Origin of the sequence: Achromobacter sp. JD-1 (assembly GCF_038594925.1) — a bacterium.
Taxonomy (GTDB): domain Bacteria; phylum Pseudomonadota; class Gammaproteobacteria; order Burkholderiales; family Burkholderiaceae_B; genus Achromobacter; species Achromobacter spanius_C.
The window spans coordinates 36,643-51,852 of sequence record NZ_JBCGCS010000021.1; the positions used below are offsets into that span (position 1 = coordinate 36,643).

Annotated in this window: 15 protein-coding genes; 11 read left to right on the forward strand and 4 right to left on the reverse strand. The window is 66.1% G+C overall.

Annotated elements, in window-relative coordinates; all coding sequences use genetic code 11:
• Nucleotides 1–112: 112 nt before the first annotated feature.
• A complete protein-coding gene (locus WBR68_RS25075) occupies nucleotides 113–1,372 on the reverse strand; it encodes an ABC transporter substrate-binding protein (protein WP_230695560.1) in 1,260 nt (419 codons plus the stop codon).
• A 28-nt stretch (nucleotides 1,373–1,400) separates the two neighbouring features.
• Nucleotides 1,401–2,156, reverse strand: a complete 756-nt coding sequence (locus WBR68_RS25080) for an enoyl-CoA hydratase/isomerase family protein (protein ID WP_230695561.1) — start codon at nucleotides 2,154–2,156, stop codon at nucleotides 1,401–1,403.
• Between the two features lie 179 nt (nucleotides 2,157–2,335).
• On the opposite strand from WBR68_RS25080, the gene WBR68_RS25085 reads away from it, so the two are divergent.
• Nucleotides 2,336–3,973 carry an AMP-binding protein gene (locus WBR68_RS25085; protein WP_230695562.1) on the forward strand — a complete coding sequence of 546 codons (1,638 nt, stop codon included), beginning with the start codon at nucleotides 2,336–2,338 and terminating at the stop codon, nucleotides 3,971–3,973.
• A gap of 39 nt (nucleotides 3,974–4,012) precedes the next feature.
• Here the strand turns inward: WBR68_RS25085 and WBR68_RS25090 are convergent, their stop codons facing one another.
• Nucleotides 4,013–4,654, reverse strand: coding sequence for a TetR/AcrR family transcriptional regulator (locus WBR68_RS25090; RefSeq protein ID WP_050445828.1), 642 nt, complete (start codon nucleotides 4,652–4,654; stop codon nucleotides 4,013–4,015).
• 241 nt (nucleotides 4,655–4,895) lie between these two features.
• Here WBR68_RS25090 and WBR68_RS25095 point away from each other — a divergent pair, with 241 nt between their 5' ends.
• The 5 genes from WBR68_RS25095 (at nucleotide 4,896) to WBR68_RS25115 (ending at nucleotide 9,625) form a co-directional block, all read left to right on the forward strand.
• Nucleotides 4,896–5,375, forward strand: coding sequence for a MaoC family dehydratase (locus WBR68_RS25095; protein WP_127186005.1), 480 nt, complete (start codon nucleotides 4,896–4,898; stop codon nucleotides 5,373–5,375).
• A 5-nt stretch (nucleotides 5,376–5,380) separates the two neighbouring features.
• Nucleotides 5,381–6,256, forward strand: a complete 876-nt coding sequence (locus tag WBR68_RS25100; RefSeq protein WP_230695563.1) for an SDR family NAD(P)-dependent oxidoreductase — start codon at nucleotides 5,381–5,383, stop codon at nucleotides 6,254–6,256.
• Entirely contained in the window at nucleotides 6,253–6,723 is a 471-nt protein-coding gene (locus WBR68_RS25105; RefSeq protein WP_050445830.1) for an acyl-CoA thioesterase, read from the forward strand. Before WBR68_RS25100 ends, WBR68_RS25105 begins: the two co-directional genes overlap by 4 nt.
• A 75-nt stretch (nucleotides 6,724–6,798) precedes the next feature.
• Complete coding sequence (locus tag WBR68_RS25110; RefSeq protein WP_230695564.1) at nucleotides 6,799–8,385, forward strand: aldehyde dehydrogenase family protein; 1,587 nt, start codon at nucleotides 6,799–6,801, stop codon at nucleotides 8,383–8,385.
• A 34-nt stretch (nucleotides 8,386–8,419) separates the two neighbouring features.
• Nucleotides 8,420–9,625 (forward strand): acetyl-CoA C-acyltransferase, encoded by a 1,206-nt coding sequence (locus tag WBR68_RS25115; RefSeq protein ID WP_127186001.1) that lies wholly within the window; start codon nucleotides 8,420–8,422, stop codon nucleotides 9,623–9,625.
• A 60-nt stretch (nucleotides 9,626–9,685) separates the two neighbouring features.
• Here WBR68_RS25115 and WBR68_RS25120 read toward each other — a convergent pair whose 3' ends face one another.
• Complete coding sequence (locus tag WBR68_RS25120) at nucleotides 9,686–10,069, reverse strand: SecDF P1 head subdomain-containing protein (RefSeq protein ID WP_127186000.1); 384 nt, start codon at nucleotides 10,067–10,069, stop codon at nucleotides 9,686–9,688.
• Between the two features lie 157 nt (nucleotides 10,070–10,226).
• On the opposite strand from WBR68_RS25120, the gene hisD reads away from it, so the two are divergent.
• From hisD to WBR68_RS25145, 5 genes are all read left to right on the forward strand, one after another.
• Nucleotides 10,227–11,546, forward strand: coding sequence for a histidinol dehydrogenase (hisD, locus tag WBR68_RS25125; protein WP_230695565.1), 1,320 nt, complete (start codon nucleotides 10,227–10,229; stop codon nucleotides 11,544–11,546).
• Nucleotides 11,543–12,310: an SDR family NAD(P)-dependent oxidoreductase gene (locus WBR68_RS25130; RefSeq protein ID WP_230695566.1), complete on the forward strand. Its 768-nt coding sequence runs from the start codon at nucleotides 11,543–11,545 to the stop codon at nucleotides 12,308–12,310. The genes hisD and WBR68_RS25130 overlap by 4 nt, the downstream gene beginning before the upstream one ends.
• Nucleotides 12,307–13,329, forward strand: a complete 1,023-nt coding sequence (locus tag WBR68_RS25135; protein WP_050445904.1) for a LacI family DNA-binding transcriptional regulator — start codon at nucleotides 12,307–12,309, stop codon at nucleotides 13,327–13,329. The genes WBR68_RS25130 and WBR68_RS25135 overlap by 4 nt, the downstream gene beginning before the upstream one ends.
• Before the next feature lie 77 nt (nucleotides 13,330–13,406).
• Nucleotides 13,407–14,393 (forward strand): Bug family tripartite tricarboxylate transporter substrate binding protein, encoded by a 987-nt coding sequence (locus tag WBR68_RS25140; protein ID WP_050445835.1) that lies wholly within the window; start codon nucleotides 13,407–13,409, stop codon nucleotides 14,391–14,393.
• Between the two features lie 28 nt (nucleotides 14,394–14,421).
• Entirely contained in the window at nucleotides 14,422–15,207 is a 786-nt protein-coding gene (locus tag WBR68_RS25145) for an HpcH/HpaI aldolase family protein (RefSeq protein ID WP_050445836.1), read from the forward strand.
• Nucleotides 15,208–15,210 lie beyond the last annotated feature (3 nt).

The window sequence follows — 15,210 nt, forward strand, 5'->3', positions numbered from 1 at the left end:
AGCCGCAAATGAAAGGTTAATGACACCAGGCTGAAAGCATTGGCGGCGTGTCCGCGCGCGAAAAAAGGCCGGCGCCGTTTGCACGGGGCCGGCCAAACGCAAGCAAGCAAAACTATTTGGATGCGTTGGGGGCGGATGCGGAAGCCACGGGTTTCGAAGCCACGGACTTTGACGCCACCAAGGGGCACCCGCCCTGGTCCAGCGGACGGAAGGCGTTGTCACCGGGAATGGTGCGCAGGATCTTGAAGTAGTCCCAGCGCGCCTTGGATTCCGACGGCTTCTTCACTTCGACCAGATACATGTCGTGCACCAGGCGGCCGTCTTCGCGCAGATAGGCATTGCGCGCGAACATGTCGTCGATCTTCATGCCGCGAATCTGCTTCATCACCGCGTCGCCTTCCAGCTTGCCGCTTTCCTTCACGCCGTTCAGGAAGGTCAGCACGGCGGAATAGACGCCTGCCTGCGCCATCGTCGGCACGCGTCCCTTCATCCGTTCGGCGTAGCGCTTGGACCACGCACGCGTGCGCTCGTCCATGTCCCAATAGAACCCGCTGGTCAACACCAGGCCTTGCGCCTGTTCCAGCCCCACGCCGTCCACGTCGGTAATGAACATGAGCAACCCGGCCAGTTTTTGCCCACCCTGGATCAGGCCGAATTCATTGGCCTGCTTGATCGCCATGGTGGTGTCGCCCGACGAATTGGCCAGCGCCACGATCTCGGCCTTGGACGCCTGGGCTTGCAAGAGGAATGACGAAAAGTCGTTCGACGCGCGCGGATGCTTGACCGAGCCCAAGGTCTGGCCGCCCGCTTTTTTGACGGCGTTTTCGGTATCGGCCTGCAAGGCGTGGCCGAAGGCGTAGTCGGCGGTCAGGAAGTACCACTTCTTCATGCCGGACTCGGTCAGCGCGCGGCCGGTGCCGTTGGCCAGCGCATAAGTGTCGTAGGTCCATTGCGCGGTAGAGGGCGAGCAGGCCTTGCCGGTAAGGTCCGAGCTGCCGGCCGTTGACGCCAGGAACGCGATGTTGGCGGTGCGCGTGATTTCCTGCACCGCCAGCGCCACGGACGAGGTGGGCACGTCGACGATGGCCTTCACGTTTTCCTGATCGATCCAGCGACGCGCGGTGGCCGAACCCACGTCCGCCTTGTTTTGGTGGTCGCCGGCAATGACTTCAATCTTGCGGCCCAGCACCGTCGGACCGAAGTCTTCCACGGCCGTGCGGGCGGCTTCCACCGAGCCTTGCCCGGACAGGTCGGCGTTCATGGCGGACAGATCGGTCAGGACGCCGATGCGGATGGGCTTGTCGGACTGCGCGTGCGCGGTCGGCACGGTGAATGCCCCGGCAATGAGCAGGGCGCGTAGGTAATGGTTCATGTCTTTCCTCCAGGTGGGCGTCCGCTGTTTACGCGGATCTTTGCGGCGGTGGCGATACGGCGATGGGTTGGGACAGCAGATGGCACAACAGAAACTGATCGGTCTGCGCGTGCGCCAGGCGGCTCGCGTCGAATTGGGCGTCGATGGCGCGTTTGCTCAGGCGCAGCGCCAGCGGCGGGCAGGCGGCGGCGTCGCGTGCCAAGGCCATGGCGGCGTGCAGGGCATCGCCCGCGGCAGCCACCGCGTCCGCCAGGCCCCAGGCGTGGGCGGTATCGGCGTCCAGTTGCAGGTCGGTGAAGAGCGCCCGCTTGGCGCGCGCGGGGCCTACCAGGCTGGCCAGCCGGGGCAGGCCGCCCCAGGCCAGCGGCAGACCCAGCCGCACTTCGGGCAGGCGCACAAAGGCGGTATTGGAAAACACGCGCCAGTCGCACGCCAGCGCCAGCACCGCGCCGCCGCCGACGGCCGGGCCTTCAATGGCGGCAAGAGTGGCTTGCGGCAGTTCGGCCCACGCGCGGCACAGTGCTTCGCCGCGCGCCAGTGCGCGCTGCGTGGACAAGGGATCGTCGTGGGTCCACAGGGCAGGGTCTTTCAGGTCGATGCCGGCGCTGAAGACGGCCGACGTGCCAGTCAGCACCACGGCGCGGATGTGCTCGTCGCGCGCAAGCTCGCTGGCGGCATCGATCAATGCGTCCATTGCCGCCAGGTTCAATGCATTGGCCTTGCCGCCCCGGTCGTAACGCACTACGGCCACGCCATCGTCACGTTCGATTGAAACCATGCTCATGGGATTTTCCGCGCTTGTTTTGAAGAATTTGATCGATATACTACCAAGTATGTTGAAAGCCGCAAGGCTTCCTGGATGCTTCCCCACGCGGGGTGCGGGTAAGTCCGTATCCATCAATGCTGGATAGCCGTCAGGAAGTCATGAAAAATAAGGCAAAAACCAAGATGAGGAGACTGTTGATGAACGACGAGGCTGCAGCGGCCGTTCCCGAACGCCAAGCGTGCGTGCTGCGCTATCTGCTGGAAGCGCAAGCAAAAAAGATACCGGACAGAATCTTTGTCCAGTTTCACCAGGGCCCTGGCTGGACTTATGCCCAGACGCTGGCGCAGGTGCGCCGCCGGGCCGCGACGCTGCGGCGTGCCGGTGTGAAGCAGGGCGACCGCGTGCTGTGCTGGATGGGCAATGGGCCGGAGCTGCTGGTCAGTTGGTTCGCCATCAACTATCTGGGTGCGGTGTACGTGCCGCTGAACACCGCGCTGCGCGGCCGCCCGCTGGCCCATGTGCTGGAAAACGCGCAAGCCTCGCTGATGCTGGCGCACCGGGCGCTGGTGGGGCGCTTGCAGGAACTGCCGCCCGGGGCGCTGCGCCAGGTGCTGCTCACGGGCGAAGGCGATGGCGGCACGTCGTCCAGGCCGTCCGAGCCGCCGGCCGGCGTGTCGTTTGCGCCGCTCGCGGATGAAGCGGGCGACCCCGCGCCGGAGCTGCTGGCCACCGAGTCGCCCATCGAGCCCTGGGATACGCAGTCCATCATGTACACGTCCGGCACCACTGGGCTGTCCAAGGGCGTGGTGACGTCCTATGTGCAGCTCTACACGATGGGGCCGGACGCCTTCGACTGCATCACGCCGGAAGACCGCTGCATGATCGCGGGCCCCATCTTCCATTGCGGCAGCACCCTGTACGTGTACGCCATGCTGGCTTATGGCGGGTCCATCGCCATGGTGCCGGAGTTCCGCACCGCCGAATTCTGGGACGCCATCCGCGACACCCAAAGCACGGTCGTGCTGCTGCTGGGCGTGATGGCCAACTTCCTGCTCAAGCAGCCGCCATCGCCGCGCGATCGCGAACACACCCTGCGCCGTGCCTTCATCGTGCCGTTTGGCGAAGACGCGCCCGCGTTTCAGGCGCGCTTTGGGGTGGACCTGTACACGGTCTACAACATGACCGAAATCGCCAGCCCGCTAAGCGCGGGGCCGGGTCTGACCGAAGCCGGGCACTGCGGCAAGCCCAGGCCCTGGTTCGAGTTGCGCGTGGGTGATGCGCAAGACCGCGCGTTGCCGGACGGCCAGGTGGGCGAATTGCTGATCCGTTCGCATCGCCCCTGGGCGCTGTTTTCAGGCTATTACCGCAACGCCGAAGCCACCGCCGCGTCCATGCGCAACGGCTGGTTCCACACAGGGGATGCGTTTCGGCGCGAGGCGGATGGCACGTTTTTCTTTGTTGATCGTTTGAAGGACGTGATCCGTCGGCGCGGCGAGAACATCTCGTCGTTCGAGCTTGAGGGGGAGATTTGCGCGTACCCGGCGGTGCGGGAAGCGGTGGCCGTGGCGGTGCCCAGCGAGCACGGTGAGGATGATGTGCTGGCGGTGGTGACGGCGGTTGAGGGCGGGCAGGTGGAGCCGGCCGAGTTGGTTGCCTGGCTGGCCGAGCGGGTGCCGCATTACATGGTGCCGCGGTATGTCAGGGTGGTGGAGGAATTGCCGAAGACGGCCAGCGGCAAGCTGCAAAAGCATGTGTTGCGCAGCGAGGGCTTGGCGGATGGGACGTGGGATCGGGAGCGGGCGGGGGTGCGGTTGCGGAGGGAAAGGTTGGGGTGAGGGTGGGGTGATGGGCTGCGCGCGATGGGTGTGTTGCCGTCAGGGGCGGGTGCCCAGGCCGGCGATGATGGTGTGGACGATTTTGTTGGCCAGGATTTCGCGGTCGTCGCGGGTTTCGCCCAGGCGCGGGCGATACCAGACCGCCAGCCAGTTGATGGCGCCCAACGCCGACTTGATGGCTACCGATACGTCGTCGATGGCCAGCGAGCCGTCTTCCACGCCTTCGTAAGCCACGCGCTTGAACAGCGCTTCGAAATCATCGCGGATGGTCATCAGGTCGGCCAGCGTCTGGCGCTGCGCGGGGGTGGTCGCGCCCAGGCGATGCATGTGCACGCCTTGCACCACCACCGTTTCGAACGCCAGGTTCTCCATCATGGACAGCGCGTGGTGCTTGAGCATCAGCGCCAGCCGATGGGCGGCGGTGCCGGGTTCCTTCATGACCGGGCGCACGGCTTCGAAGTTGCGCCGCATGCCTTCGCGGTGCACGTCGAAGAACAGGTCGGTCTTTGATCGGTAGTAGTGGTAGACGCGGCCCTTGGTGGCGCCCAGCCGGCGCGCCACGTCGTCGATGCTGGAGGCGTGGAACCCCTGCTCCATGAAGCACTCGGCCGCCGCGGTCAGCAGTGCAATATTGCCCATGCCGTCATCGCGTGCAGCCGTCACCGTAGGTTCCCCATTCATTGCGTCTTTCTCCATCCATGCGTCACGGCAAAGCGCCAGTTTAGCCAATCGCCCATCGCCCCGCCGGGTGCTGGGGCACGTTTGCGACGCATGCGCGCCTGGCATCGGCACGCTATGCAAATCGCAAAATCGAAGTTTATACTACTCGGTATGTTTTAGCGCTTAACTGAGCGATCAGGCCCACACGCTGCCCCATTCACGCTGCCCCCTACACGCAGACCCGATCACGCAACGGCCCTCCATGACCACAGACCTTGCCCCGCCCCTGACCCATCCGCAAACCCTGGCCGCCCGGGTATCGCAAGAAATCGGCGTGTCGGACTGGCTCACCATCACGCAGGCGCAGGTGGACCTGTTTGCCGACGCCACCGGCGACCACCAGTTCATTCATGTGGACCCGGCGCGCGCCGCGCGTGAAAGCGCGTTTGGCGGGCCGATCGCGCACGGCTTCCTGTCTTTGTCGTTGCTGACCGCGTTCAGCCTGCAGGTGTTGCCCGCGTTTGAAGGGGCCATCGGCATTAACTACGGTTTCGACAAAGTCCGCTTTCTGACCCCGGTGCCGGTGGGCGCGCGCGTGCGGGGCCGCTTTGTCCTTAGCGAATTCACGTCCCGCAACGAACGCGAATTCACCACCCGCTATGCCGTCACCGTCGAGATCGAGGGCGCCACGCGCCCCGCCTTGGTGGCCGACTGGATCACCATGACCGTGCTTCAAGGATGACCGCCATGACTCTACGCTTCGATGAACGTGTTGCCATCGTGACCGGCGCCGGCCAAGGCCTGGGCCGCAGCCACGCCCTGCAACTGGCCGCGCGCGGTTGCCGCGTGGTCGTGAATGATTTTGGCGGCGCGGCGCAAACCGTGGTCGACGAAATCCGCGCGGCGGGCGGCCAGGCCATTGCCAACGACGGCAACGTCTGCGACACCTCGGCCGTGAACGCCATGGTGGCGCGCGCCATCGACGCTTGGGGCCGCGTCGACATCCTGATCAACAACGCCGGCATCCTGCGCGACAAGACTTTTGCCAAGATGAGCGCCGACGACTTCAACGCCGTCATCGATGTACACCTGCTGGGCTCGGCCAATTGCGCGCGCGCCGTGTGGCCCATCATGCGCGAGCAACGCTACGGCCGCATCCTGATGACCACGTCCACCTCGGGCATGTATGGAAACTTCGGCCAATCGAACTATGGCGCCGCGAAGGCAGGCGTGGTCGGCCTGATGAACGTGCTGCACCTGGAAGGGCAGAAGCACGGCATCCACGTGAATGCGCTGGTGCCCACCGCCGCTACCCGCATGACGGCCGAGATGTTCGATGCCGACGCGTTGCGTGCCTTGGACCCCGCCTATGTCACGCCCGCGGCCTTGTTCCTGGTGGCCGAGGGCGCGCCCAGCCGCACGGCCTTGCTGGCCGGCGCCGGCACGTACGCGCGCCTGGCCATCGTGGAAAGCGCGGGCGTGTATTTCCCGGAAAGCGAGCGCACGCCGGAAAGCATCGCCGCGCACTTCGATGCCATCGCCAGCCTGGACTCGATGATCGAACCGCCCGAGGGGCTGGCGCACGTTGCCCGCATTTTGAAGCGCGCACAGGAGGCCGCATGAACGCCAACACGGAACAAGCGCAACCGCGCCGCGCCGCCCCGCACGCGCGCGCCGACTACCCGCGCCTGATGCCAATGACCACGCGGCTGCGCGATACCGACGTCTACGGCCACATGAACAACGTGGTCTACAACGAATATTTCGACACGGCCGTCAACCAGACGCTGATCGAGCTGGGCGTGCTGGACCTGCGCGCCAGTGCCGTGATCGGCCTGGTGGTGCACAGCCAGACCTCGTACTTTCGCCCGGTCACGTTCCCCGAGCGCGTGGTGCTGGGCTTGCGCGTCGGGCGCTTGGGCCGCAGCAGCGTCACCTATGAGTTCGCCTTGTTTCGCGGAGACGACGAGACGGCGGCGGCGCAGGGCAGCTACACGCACGCCTACGTAGACCGTGAATCCAGCAAGCCCGTCGAACTGCCCACCGCCTTGCGCCAAGCGCTGGAACCCTTGTTGCGCGCGGCGGCCTGAGCCCGTTGGCCGGCCGCGCCTAGCCGGCCGCGCCTGGCCGGCCACGCCCACCCGAACGCTGCTCCGGGAGCCACAGTGATCGACCCCACCCTGCCTCGCGTCACGTACTCGAACCTGCACACCGATTTCTCAGCGGTGCACGACCTGCTGGACCAACGGCTGCCCGATTTCGAATCGCGCATGCTGGGCCACGACCATCGCCATCGCTTCGGTGGCAAGGCGGTGGCGGGCGAAGCGCTGCAAGCGTCGTATTCGCCGATCGACCATTGGTTGTTGATTGGCCGCTTTCCTTGTGCGGACGCCGATACCGTGGACCGCGCCATCGCCTGCGCCAGGCATGCGCAGCCGGCGTGGGCCGCGCAAGGCTGGGCGGCGCGCATCGCGGTGCTGCGGCGTTTGGCGATGGTGCTGTCCGAACGCAAGTACGACTTCGCCATGGCCACGATGATCGAGATCGGCAAGTCACGCCTGGAGGCGCTGGGTGAGGCTGAGGAAGCGGTGGACCTGATCCGTTACTACTGCGATCAGGCCGAACGCAGCGACGGCTATCGGCAACCGCTGGCGCGTGCCTTCGACAACGAAAGCACGCACGACGTGTTGCGTCCGTATGGCGTCTTCGCGGTGATCGCGCCCTTCAATTTTCCGCTGGCCTTGTCGGTGAACATGATGTGCGCCGCCCTCTTGGCGGGCAACGCCGTGGTCTATAAGCCGTCGCCCCGCGCCGCCTTGACGGGGGCGCTGCTGCTGGGCGCCTGCGACGCCGCGGGCCTGCCGTCAGGCTGCGTGAACGGCGTGTACGGTGGCGCCAAGACGGGCGCGCTGCTGGCGCAGCATGCGGGCGTCGACGGCTACGCCTTCACCGGCAGCCTGGACGTGGGCATGGAGCTGTTGCAAGCGGTGGCGGCGGGCCGCCACGCGCGGCCCGTCATCGCCGAAATGGGCGGCAAGAATCCCACCTACATTACCGCCAGCGCGGACCTGGACGTGGCCGTGCAAGGCGTGCTGCGTTCCGCCTTCGGGCTGCAAGGGCAGAAGTGTTCGGCGGGGTCGAAGGTCTACGCGCACGCGGCGGTGCACGACGCCTTTCTGGATCGGCTGTGCGCGGCTACCGAGGCGGTGGTGGTGGGCGACCCGCGTGAGCGCGACGTGTTCATGGGGCCGCTGATCGACGAAGCGGCGTGGCGGCGCTATCGCACCGCCTGCGAAGACGTGGACCTTGCCGGCCGGCTGGTGTCGGGCGGCCGGCGCCTGATCGCGGGCGAACTGGCCTATGGCCATTACGTGCGCCCCACCGTGGCCGCGGGCCTGCCCGCAGACCACCGCTTGAATCGCAAGGAACTGTTCCTGCCCTTGGTCTCGGTGCTGCCGTTCGATGATCTGCAAGCGGCCATTGATGACGGCAACGCGGTCGACTACGGACTGACCGCCGGCTGCTATGCGCAAGAGCAAGACGAGATCGACCTGTTCCTGAACCAGGCCCAAGCCGGCGCGCTGTACGTGAACCGCGCCAGCGGCGCGACCACGGGCGCGTGGCCGGGCATACAAACCTTTTGCGGTTGGAAGGGCTCGGGCATGACCGGCAAGGGCGGCCTGGGACCGTACTACGTCACACAATTCGCACGAGAACAAAGCCATACCCTGTGGCGCCGCCAGGATCATTAAGGCGGTCGGGCCTGTGTAGTCTTAGGAATTCACCATGAGAGAAGCCGTCATCGTTTCCACCGCCCGCACGCCCATCGGCCGGGCCTATCGCGGGGCGTTCAACGACACCACCGCGCCCACCCTGGGCGGCCACGCAATTTCCCATGCGGTGGCGCGCGCGGGCATCGACCCCGGCGAAGTGGAAGACGTGATCCTGGGCGCCGCCTTGCAGCAAGGCACCACCCACATGAACGTGGCGCGCCAGGCAGCGCTGCGGGCGGGCCTGCCCGTGCAGGTGGCCGCCATGACGCTGGACCGCCAGTGCGCCTCTGGCTTGATGGCCATCGCCACGGCCGCGCGGCAGGTCACGCAGGAAGGCATGGACATCGTGGTGGCGGGCGGCCTCGAATCCATATCCCTGGTGCAGAACGACCGCATGAACCGCAGCCGCTGGTTCGACGACGCCTTGATGCGCGAGCAGCCGGAAATATTCATGAGCATGCTGGAAACGGCCGAGATCGTGGCTAGCCGCTACGGCATTCCCCGCGCCGCGCAAGACGCCTACGCGCTGCGCTCGCAGCAACGCACCGCCGCCGCCCAGGCCGCTGGCCGCTTCGATGCAGAGATCGTGCCGCTCGCCGCCATCAAGCAGGTGACGGACCGCGCCACCGGCGAGACTTCCGTGCAGACCGTGACGCTGACCCGCGACGAAGGCAACCGGCCCGACACCTCGCTGGACAGCCTGGCCGCGCTGCAACCCGTGTTCAAGAACGGCCAGCGCCTGGAAGTGGGGCAACACATCACGGCGGGCAATTCCTCGCAACTGTCGGACGGCGCGTCGGCCTGCGTGCTGATGGAAGCCGCGCAGGCGCGTAGCCGTGGGCTGACGCCGCTGGGGTATTACCGGGGCATGGCCGTTGCCGGATGCGGTCCGGAAGAAATGGGCATCGGGCCGGTGCATGCCGTGCCGCGCTTGCTGGCGCGCCACGGCTTGACGGTGGATGACATCGGCTTGTGGGAACTGAACGAAGCCTTCGCCTGCCAGGTGCTGGTTTGCCGCGATCAATTGGGCATTCCGGACGAGCGCCTGAACGTCAACGGCGGCGCTATCGCCATCGGCCATCCTTACGGCATGTCGGGCGCGCGGATGGCGGGGCATGCGTTGATAGAGGGCCGGCGGCGCGGCGTGCGCTATGCCGTCGTCACGATGTGCGTGGGCGGCGGCATGGGCGCGGCCGGCCTGTTTGAAATCGCGGGCTGAACCGGCCCGCGCGAGTTAGGCAGTGGTGCGCGGCGCTGGGTGCGTGAAGCCAGCCAGCCGCTACTTGGCCGTGTTCTCGTCGTCCACGGTCAGGCCGCCGTCTTTCATGATGCCTTGGGCTATCTCTTCAGCGGACTTGCCCGCAAAACCGTGTTCGCCAGCCGTGATGCGAAAGCTGTCGCCTTCCAGCGGACTCATCAAGGTGGCCGACGACAGCAGGATGCCGTTGGATCGCAGCTGAATGCGCTTGCCGACGCGGTCGCGGGTGAAGTCGGCCAGCGCCTTGCGGCTGTCGGGCTTGAGTTCCACGTCGACCACGCGCGCGCCGGTGTTCGGGTCGGCGCTGGCGGTGGCGCGTGCGGCATGCAAGGTGACACTTTCGGCGTGCGCGGCGAGCGGCATGGCCAGGGCGGCGGCCAGGATGACGTGTCTCAGTGAGGGCATCGCAAACTCCTGCGGTTGGACAACGCCAATATCCTAGCTGAACTCTGGCGCACCGATCGCGATCGGGTCAGGGTTTTTCCCTATTTGCATACGTATGCAAGCCTTCGAAAGTGGCCTCACTTTGTTGAACCACTCACGATCGCAGGGCCAGAAAACCATGATTCGCTATCTGAAGCGCGGCCGCACCGCCGCCGTAAAAACCGACGATGACGCCAAGGTGCGCGCCACCGTGGAAGGCATCATCCGCGACATCGAGGTGCGCGGCGACGATGCCGTGCGCGACTACAGCCGCAAGTTCGACAACTGGGACCCGGCAGACTTCCGTCTGTCGCGCGCGGACATCGAAGCCGCCCGCAAGCAGTTGTCGGCGCGCGAAATCGAAGACATCGCTTTCGCTCAGACCCAGGTACGCAACTTTGCCCAGATCCAGCGCGATTCGATGCGCGACGTGGAAGTGGAAACGTATCCCGGCGTGGTGTTGGGCCACAAGCATGTGCCGATGAATGCCGTGGGCTGCTACATCCCCGGCGGAAAATATCCGCTCTTGGCCTCGGCGCACATGAGCGTGCTGACCGCCAAGGTGGCGGGCGTGAAGCGCGTTGTGTCGACCGCGCCGCCGTATCAAGGCAAGCCGCATCCGGCCATCGTGACCGCCATGGACATGGCCGGCGCCGACGAAATCCTGGTGCTCGGTGGCGTGCAGGCCGTGGTGGCCATGGCGGTGGGTACGCCCAGCGTGGCGCCCGTGGACATGCTGGTCGGGCCGGGCAATATGTTCGTGGCCGAAGCCAAGCGGCAACTGTACGGGCGCGTGGGGATCGACCTGTTTGCCGGCCCCACCGAAACGCTGGTGATCGCTGACGACAGCGTGGACGGCGAGCTGTGCGCGGTGGACCTGCTGGGGCAAGCCGAACACGGCCCCACGTCACCCGCCGTGCTGCTGACCAACAGTGAACAACTGGCGCAGGACACCCTGGCCGAAGTGGAACGCCAATTGGCCATCCTGCCCACCGCCGGCATCGCGTCGCAGGCCTGGGCGGATTGTGGCGAAGTCATCGTCTGCGACACGATCGAGGAAATGCTGCAAGTGGCCGATGAGCTGGCTTTCGAGCACGTACAGGTCATGACGCGCGACCCCGATTACTTCCTGCACAACATGACGAACTACGGCGCGCTGTTCCTGGGGCCGCGCACCAACGTCAGCTTTGGCGACAAGGTGATCGGCACCAACCACACGCTGCCGACCAACCGCAACGCGCGCTACACGGGCGGCTTGTGGGTGGGCAAGTTCTTGAAGACCTGCACCTACCAGCGCGTGCTGACCGACGCGGCCAGCACCACGATGGGCGAATACTGCTCGCGCCTGTGTCATATGGAAAATTTCGCGGGCCACGGCGAGCAGGCCAACATCCGCGTGCGTCGCTATGGCGCCCGGCCCGACCTGCCCTGGTATCAGCCGGTTGAGGCGCAAGCATGATTTCACTGCCCAAAGGACCCGACTTCCGGCTGGACGGACGCCGTGCCCTGGTGACGGGCGGCAGCGGCGGCATCGGCCTGGCTGCCGCCGCCGCGCTGGGCCGCGCCGGTGCACATGTGACCGTGGCGGCGCGCCGCGAGGCTGAATTGCTGCAAGTCTGTGAGGCCTTGCGCGCCGAAGGCATCGACTGCGCCGCGCTGGTGCTGGACGTGACCGACTCCGCCGCTGTGGACGATGCGGTGGCGCAAGCCGACCCCTTCGACATCCTGGTGAACAACGCCGGCATGAATCGCCCCAAGCCCTTGGTGGAGCAGTCCGACGAGGATATCGACGCGGTGCTGGACCTGAACGTCAAGGCAGCGTTCTACACCAGCCGCGCGGTGGCGCGCCGTCTGCTCAAGGATGGCCTGCCGGGGTCGATCATCAACGTGTCATCGCAGATGGGGCATGTGGGCAGCCCCCGCCGCACCTTGTACTGCGCCAGCAAGCACGCGCTGGAAGGCATGACGCGCGCGCTGGCCTGGGAAGTGGGCGGGGCGGGCATCCGCGTGAATACCGTGTGCCCGACCTTCATCGAAACCCCCATGACGGCCGGCATGCTGGAGCAACCCGGCTTTCGCGATTGGGTCTGCGCGCGCAATGCATTGGGCCGCGTCGGCCGCTTGGACGAAGTGATGGGCGCCATCGTGTTCCTGGCCAGCGAGGCGTCCAGCCTGATGACGGGCAGCGCGTTGATGCTGGACGCGGGATGGACAGCCGCATGAAGACCGCGCCCCGCGCGCAAGACGTGGCGGACCTGGCGGAGGTGTCCCAGTCCGCCGTCAGCCGCACGTTCACGCCGGGCGCCAGCGTGTCGGAAGCCACACGCCGCAAGGTGCTGGCGGCGGCGCAGAAGCTGGGTTACCGGCCCAACGCGCTGGCCCGCAGCCTGATCACGCGGCGCAGCCGTATCGTGGCGCTGGTGATGAGCTATCTGGAAAACCAGTTTTATCCGCTGGTGATCGAAAAGCTGTCGCAGAAGCTGCAGAAAGAGGGCTATCACGTGCTGATGTTCATCGCGGAAGTCGATGAGGCGGCCGACGGTGTGCTGGCGGAAATTTTGCAATACCAGGTGGACGGCATCGTCATGGCGTCCGCCATGCTGTCATCGAATGTGGCGCGCAGTTGTGCCGAGGTCGGCGTGCCGGTGGTGCAGTTCAACCGCGTGTCCATTCTGGGCGGCTTGGCGCGGCATGCCAGCAGTTCGGTCACGTCGGACAACTACGCGGGCGGCCAGATGGCGGCGCGCTTGTTGGTGGAACGCGGCTACCGGCGCTTTGCCTACTTGGCGGGCCTGGAAGATTCATCGACCAGCATCGAGCGCGAACGCGGCTTTGTCGACGGCCTGCACGAACTGGGCCACGCGCTGCATCGGCGCGAAGTGGGCCATTACGACTTTGACCGCGCGCAAGAGGCAGTGCGCCGGCTGTTTGCTGGCGAAGCGTCCGACGCACCCGACGCGCTCTTTGCCGGCAACGACCACATGGCGATTGCAGCCTTGGATGTGCTGCGCCAGGAACTCGGCGTGCGCGTGCCGCAAGACGTGGCGGTCGTGGGCTTCGACGATGTGCCGCAAGCGGCATGGGGCGCCTACCGCCTGACGACAATACGCCAGCAGGTTGAACCCATGGTGGACGCCACGGTGGCCTTGCTGCGTGAGCAGATGCAGGCCGAACTACGACCGCGCGACATCGTCGTGCCGTGCAGCCTGATCGAACGCGCCACCGTTCGGGCAGGACTCTGATTTCCTTTTGTTTTTTACCGGCAACAACGCAAAGCGCGCAACAGACGCGCTCAACACTCTCAGCAGGAGACACACCCATGCGCAGCATTTTCATCCGTACCCTGAGCGCCGTTGCGGCGTTCGGCCTGACCGCCACCCTGGCCCACGCCCAAGGCGACGCCGCCGCCTGGCCCACCAAGAACATTCGATACATCGTGCCGTTCTCGCCCGGGGGCGTGTCTGACGGCGTGGCGCGCCTGCTCGCCGAGCAGTTGAGCGCGCGGCTGGGTCAATCCGTCATCGTCGAGAACAAGCCGGGCGTCTCCGGCATCGTCGGCACGCAATTGGCGGCGCGCGCCGAACCCGACGGCTACACGATCGAAGGCGGCACCATCACCACGCACGCTGTGAACCCGTTCTTCATCAAGAAGCTGGGCTATGACCCGGTCAAGGACTTCACGCCGATTGCCTTGGTTGGCATGGTCAGCAATGCACTGGTGGTGCGTGCCGACAGCCCCTTTAACACGGTGCAGCAAGTGATCGACGCAGCGCGCGCCAAGCCGGACACGCTGACCTACGGCACGGCGGGCGCGGGCACCTCGCAACACTTGTCGGGCCAACTGTTCCAGTCCATCTCCGGCACGCAGTTGCGCCAGATCGTCTACAAGGGCGGCTCGCAATCCATGGTGGATTTGATAGGCGGGCAGATCGACATGGTCTTTGAAACCGTGGCCGCCGCGCGTCCGATGATCGATTCCAAGCGCGTCAAGGTGCTGGGCGTGACGTCCGCCGCGCCGCTGGCCGACCTGCCGGGCGTGAAGCCCTTGGCGGAACTGGGTTTGCCCGGGTTTGAAATGCAGTCTTGGCAAGGCGTCTTCGCGCCCGCCGGTACGCCCAAGCCCGTGGTGGACCGACTGGCGCGCGAATTGGCGGCCATCGTGAAAACGCCTGAGGTGCGCGCCAAGCTGCTGACCTTGGGTGTGGCGCCGGACGGACGCGGCTCGGCGGCGTTTTCGCAATTCCAGCGCAGCGAAATCGAAAAATGGGGCAAGGTCATCAAGGACGCCGGTATCCAGGCAGACTGATCGCCTTTCCCAGCCATAGGAGATGTCCATGACCCCTTCCCACCATCCCCTGGACGGCCGCCTGCCGGACATGCTGCGCAGCGGCAAGCCCTTGCGCGGCTTGTTCAACGGGCTGCCCAGCCCGGCCATCGTGGAGATGTGCGCGTACGCCGGTTTCGATTTCATCATTCTGGACAACGAGCACGGCAGCGCTGATCTCGGCACCACCGAACACATGCTGCGCGCCGCCCGCGCGGCGGGCATCGTGCCGGTGGTGCGCTGCTTTGAACACGACCTGCCACGCGTGCTGGACATGGGGGCCAGCGCGGTGCAGGTGCCCATGGTGGAAAGCGCCGAGCAGGCGCGGCGGCTGGCGGCCATGGTGCACTACCCGCCGCTGGGCCGCCGGGGCAGCGCCTTCAGCACCCGCGCGGCGGGCTATGGCGCGTTTGGCGGGGCGGGGCACACGCAGCGCAGCAACGACGGCATCGGCTTCATCGCCATGATCGAAACCCCCGAAGCCATTGCGGTGGCCGCGGAGATCGCGGCGGTGGAGGGCGTGGACGCCGTCTTCATCGGCCCGAACGACCTGGCCCACGCGATGGGCCACGGCAGCGACTGGACGGCCGCGCCCGTGCAGCAGGCTATCGAACAGGGCTTGAAGGCCATTGCATCCGCTGGGAAATGCCCCGGCATCATTGCGCTGACGCCTGAGGACGAAGCGAAGTACGGCGCCTTGGGCGCTCGTTACTTCGCCAACGTGTCCACCAGCATCATTACTCGGGCGCTGGCGCAAGCGGCGTCTGCCGGACGGGACGCGCAACTGCGCTACTGAATG

Bases quoted from the DNA above. Each gene is read 5' to 3' on its own strand.
- WBR68_RS25115 (WP_127186001.1), top strand. From the start codon at position 8,420: ATGAGAGAAGCCGTCATCGTTTCCACCGCCCGCACGCCCATCGGCCGG.
- WBR68_RS25075 (WP_230695560.1), bottom strand. From the start codon at position 1,372: ATGAACCATTACCTACGCGCCCTGCTCATTGCCGGGGCATTCACCGTG.
- WBR68_RS25100 (WP_230695563.1), top strand. From the start codon at position 5,381: ATGACTCTACGCTTCGATGAACGTGTTGCCATCGTGACCGGCGCCGGC.
- WBR68_RS25080 (WP_230695561.1), bottom strand. From the start codon at position 2,156: ATGAGCATGGTTTCAATCGAACGTGACGATGGCGTGGCCGTAGTGCGT.
- WBR68_RS25130 (WP_230695566.1), top strand. From the start codon at position 11,543: ATGATTTCACTGCCCAAAGGACCCGACTTCCGGCTGGACGGACGCCGT.
- WBR68_RS25105 (WP_050445830.1), top strand. From the start codon at position 6,253: ATGAACGCCAACACGGAACAAGCGCAACCGCGCCGCGCCGCCCCGCAC.
- WBR68_RS25140 (WP_050445835.1), top strand. From the start codon at position 13,407: ATGCGCAGCATTTTCATCCGTACCCTGAGCGCCGTTGCGGCGTTCGGC.
- WBR68_RS25120 (WP_127186000.1), bottom strand. From the start codon at position 10,069: ATGCCCTCACTGAGACACGTCATCCTGGCCGCCGCCCTGGCCATGCCG.
- WBR68_RS25085 (WP_230695562.1), top strand. From the start codon at position 2,336: ATGAACGACGAGGCTGCAGCGGCCGTTCCCGAACGCCAAGCGTGCGTG.
- WBR68_RS25145 (WP_050445836.1), top strand. From the start codon at position 14,422: ATGACCCCTTCCCACCATCCCCTGGACGGCCGCCTGCCGGACATGCTG.
- WBR68_RS25095 (WP_127186005.1), top strand. From the start codon at position 4,896: ATGACCACAGACCTTGCCCCGCCCCTGACCCATCCGCAAACCCTGGCC.
- WBR68_RS25135 (WP_050445904.1), top strand. From the start codon at position 12,307: ATGAAGACCGCGCCCCGCGCGCAAGACGTGGCGGACCTGGCGGAGGTG.
- WBR68_RS25090 (WP_050445828.1), bottom strand. From the start codon at position 4,654: ATGAATGGGGAACCTACGGTGACGGCTGCACGCGATGACGGCATGGGC.
- hisD (WP_230695565.1), top strand. From the start codon at position 10,227: ATGATTCGCTATCTGAAGCGCGGCCGCACCGCCGCCGTAAAAACCGAC.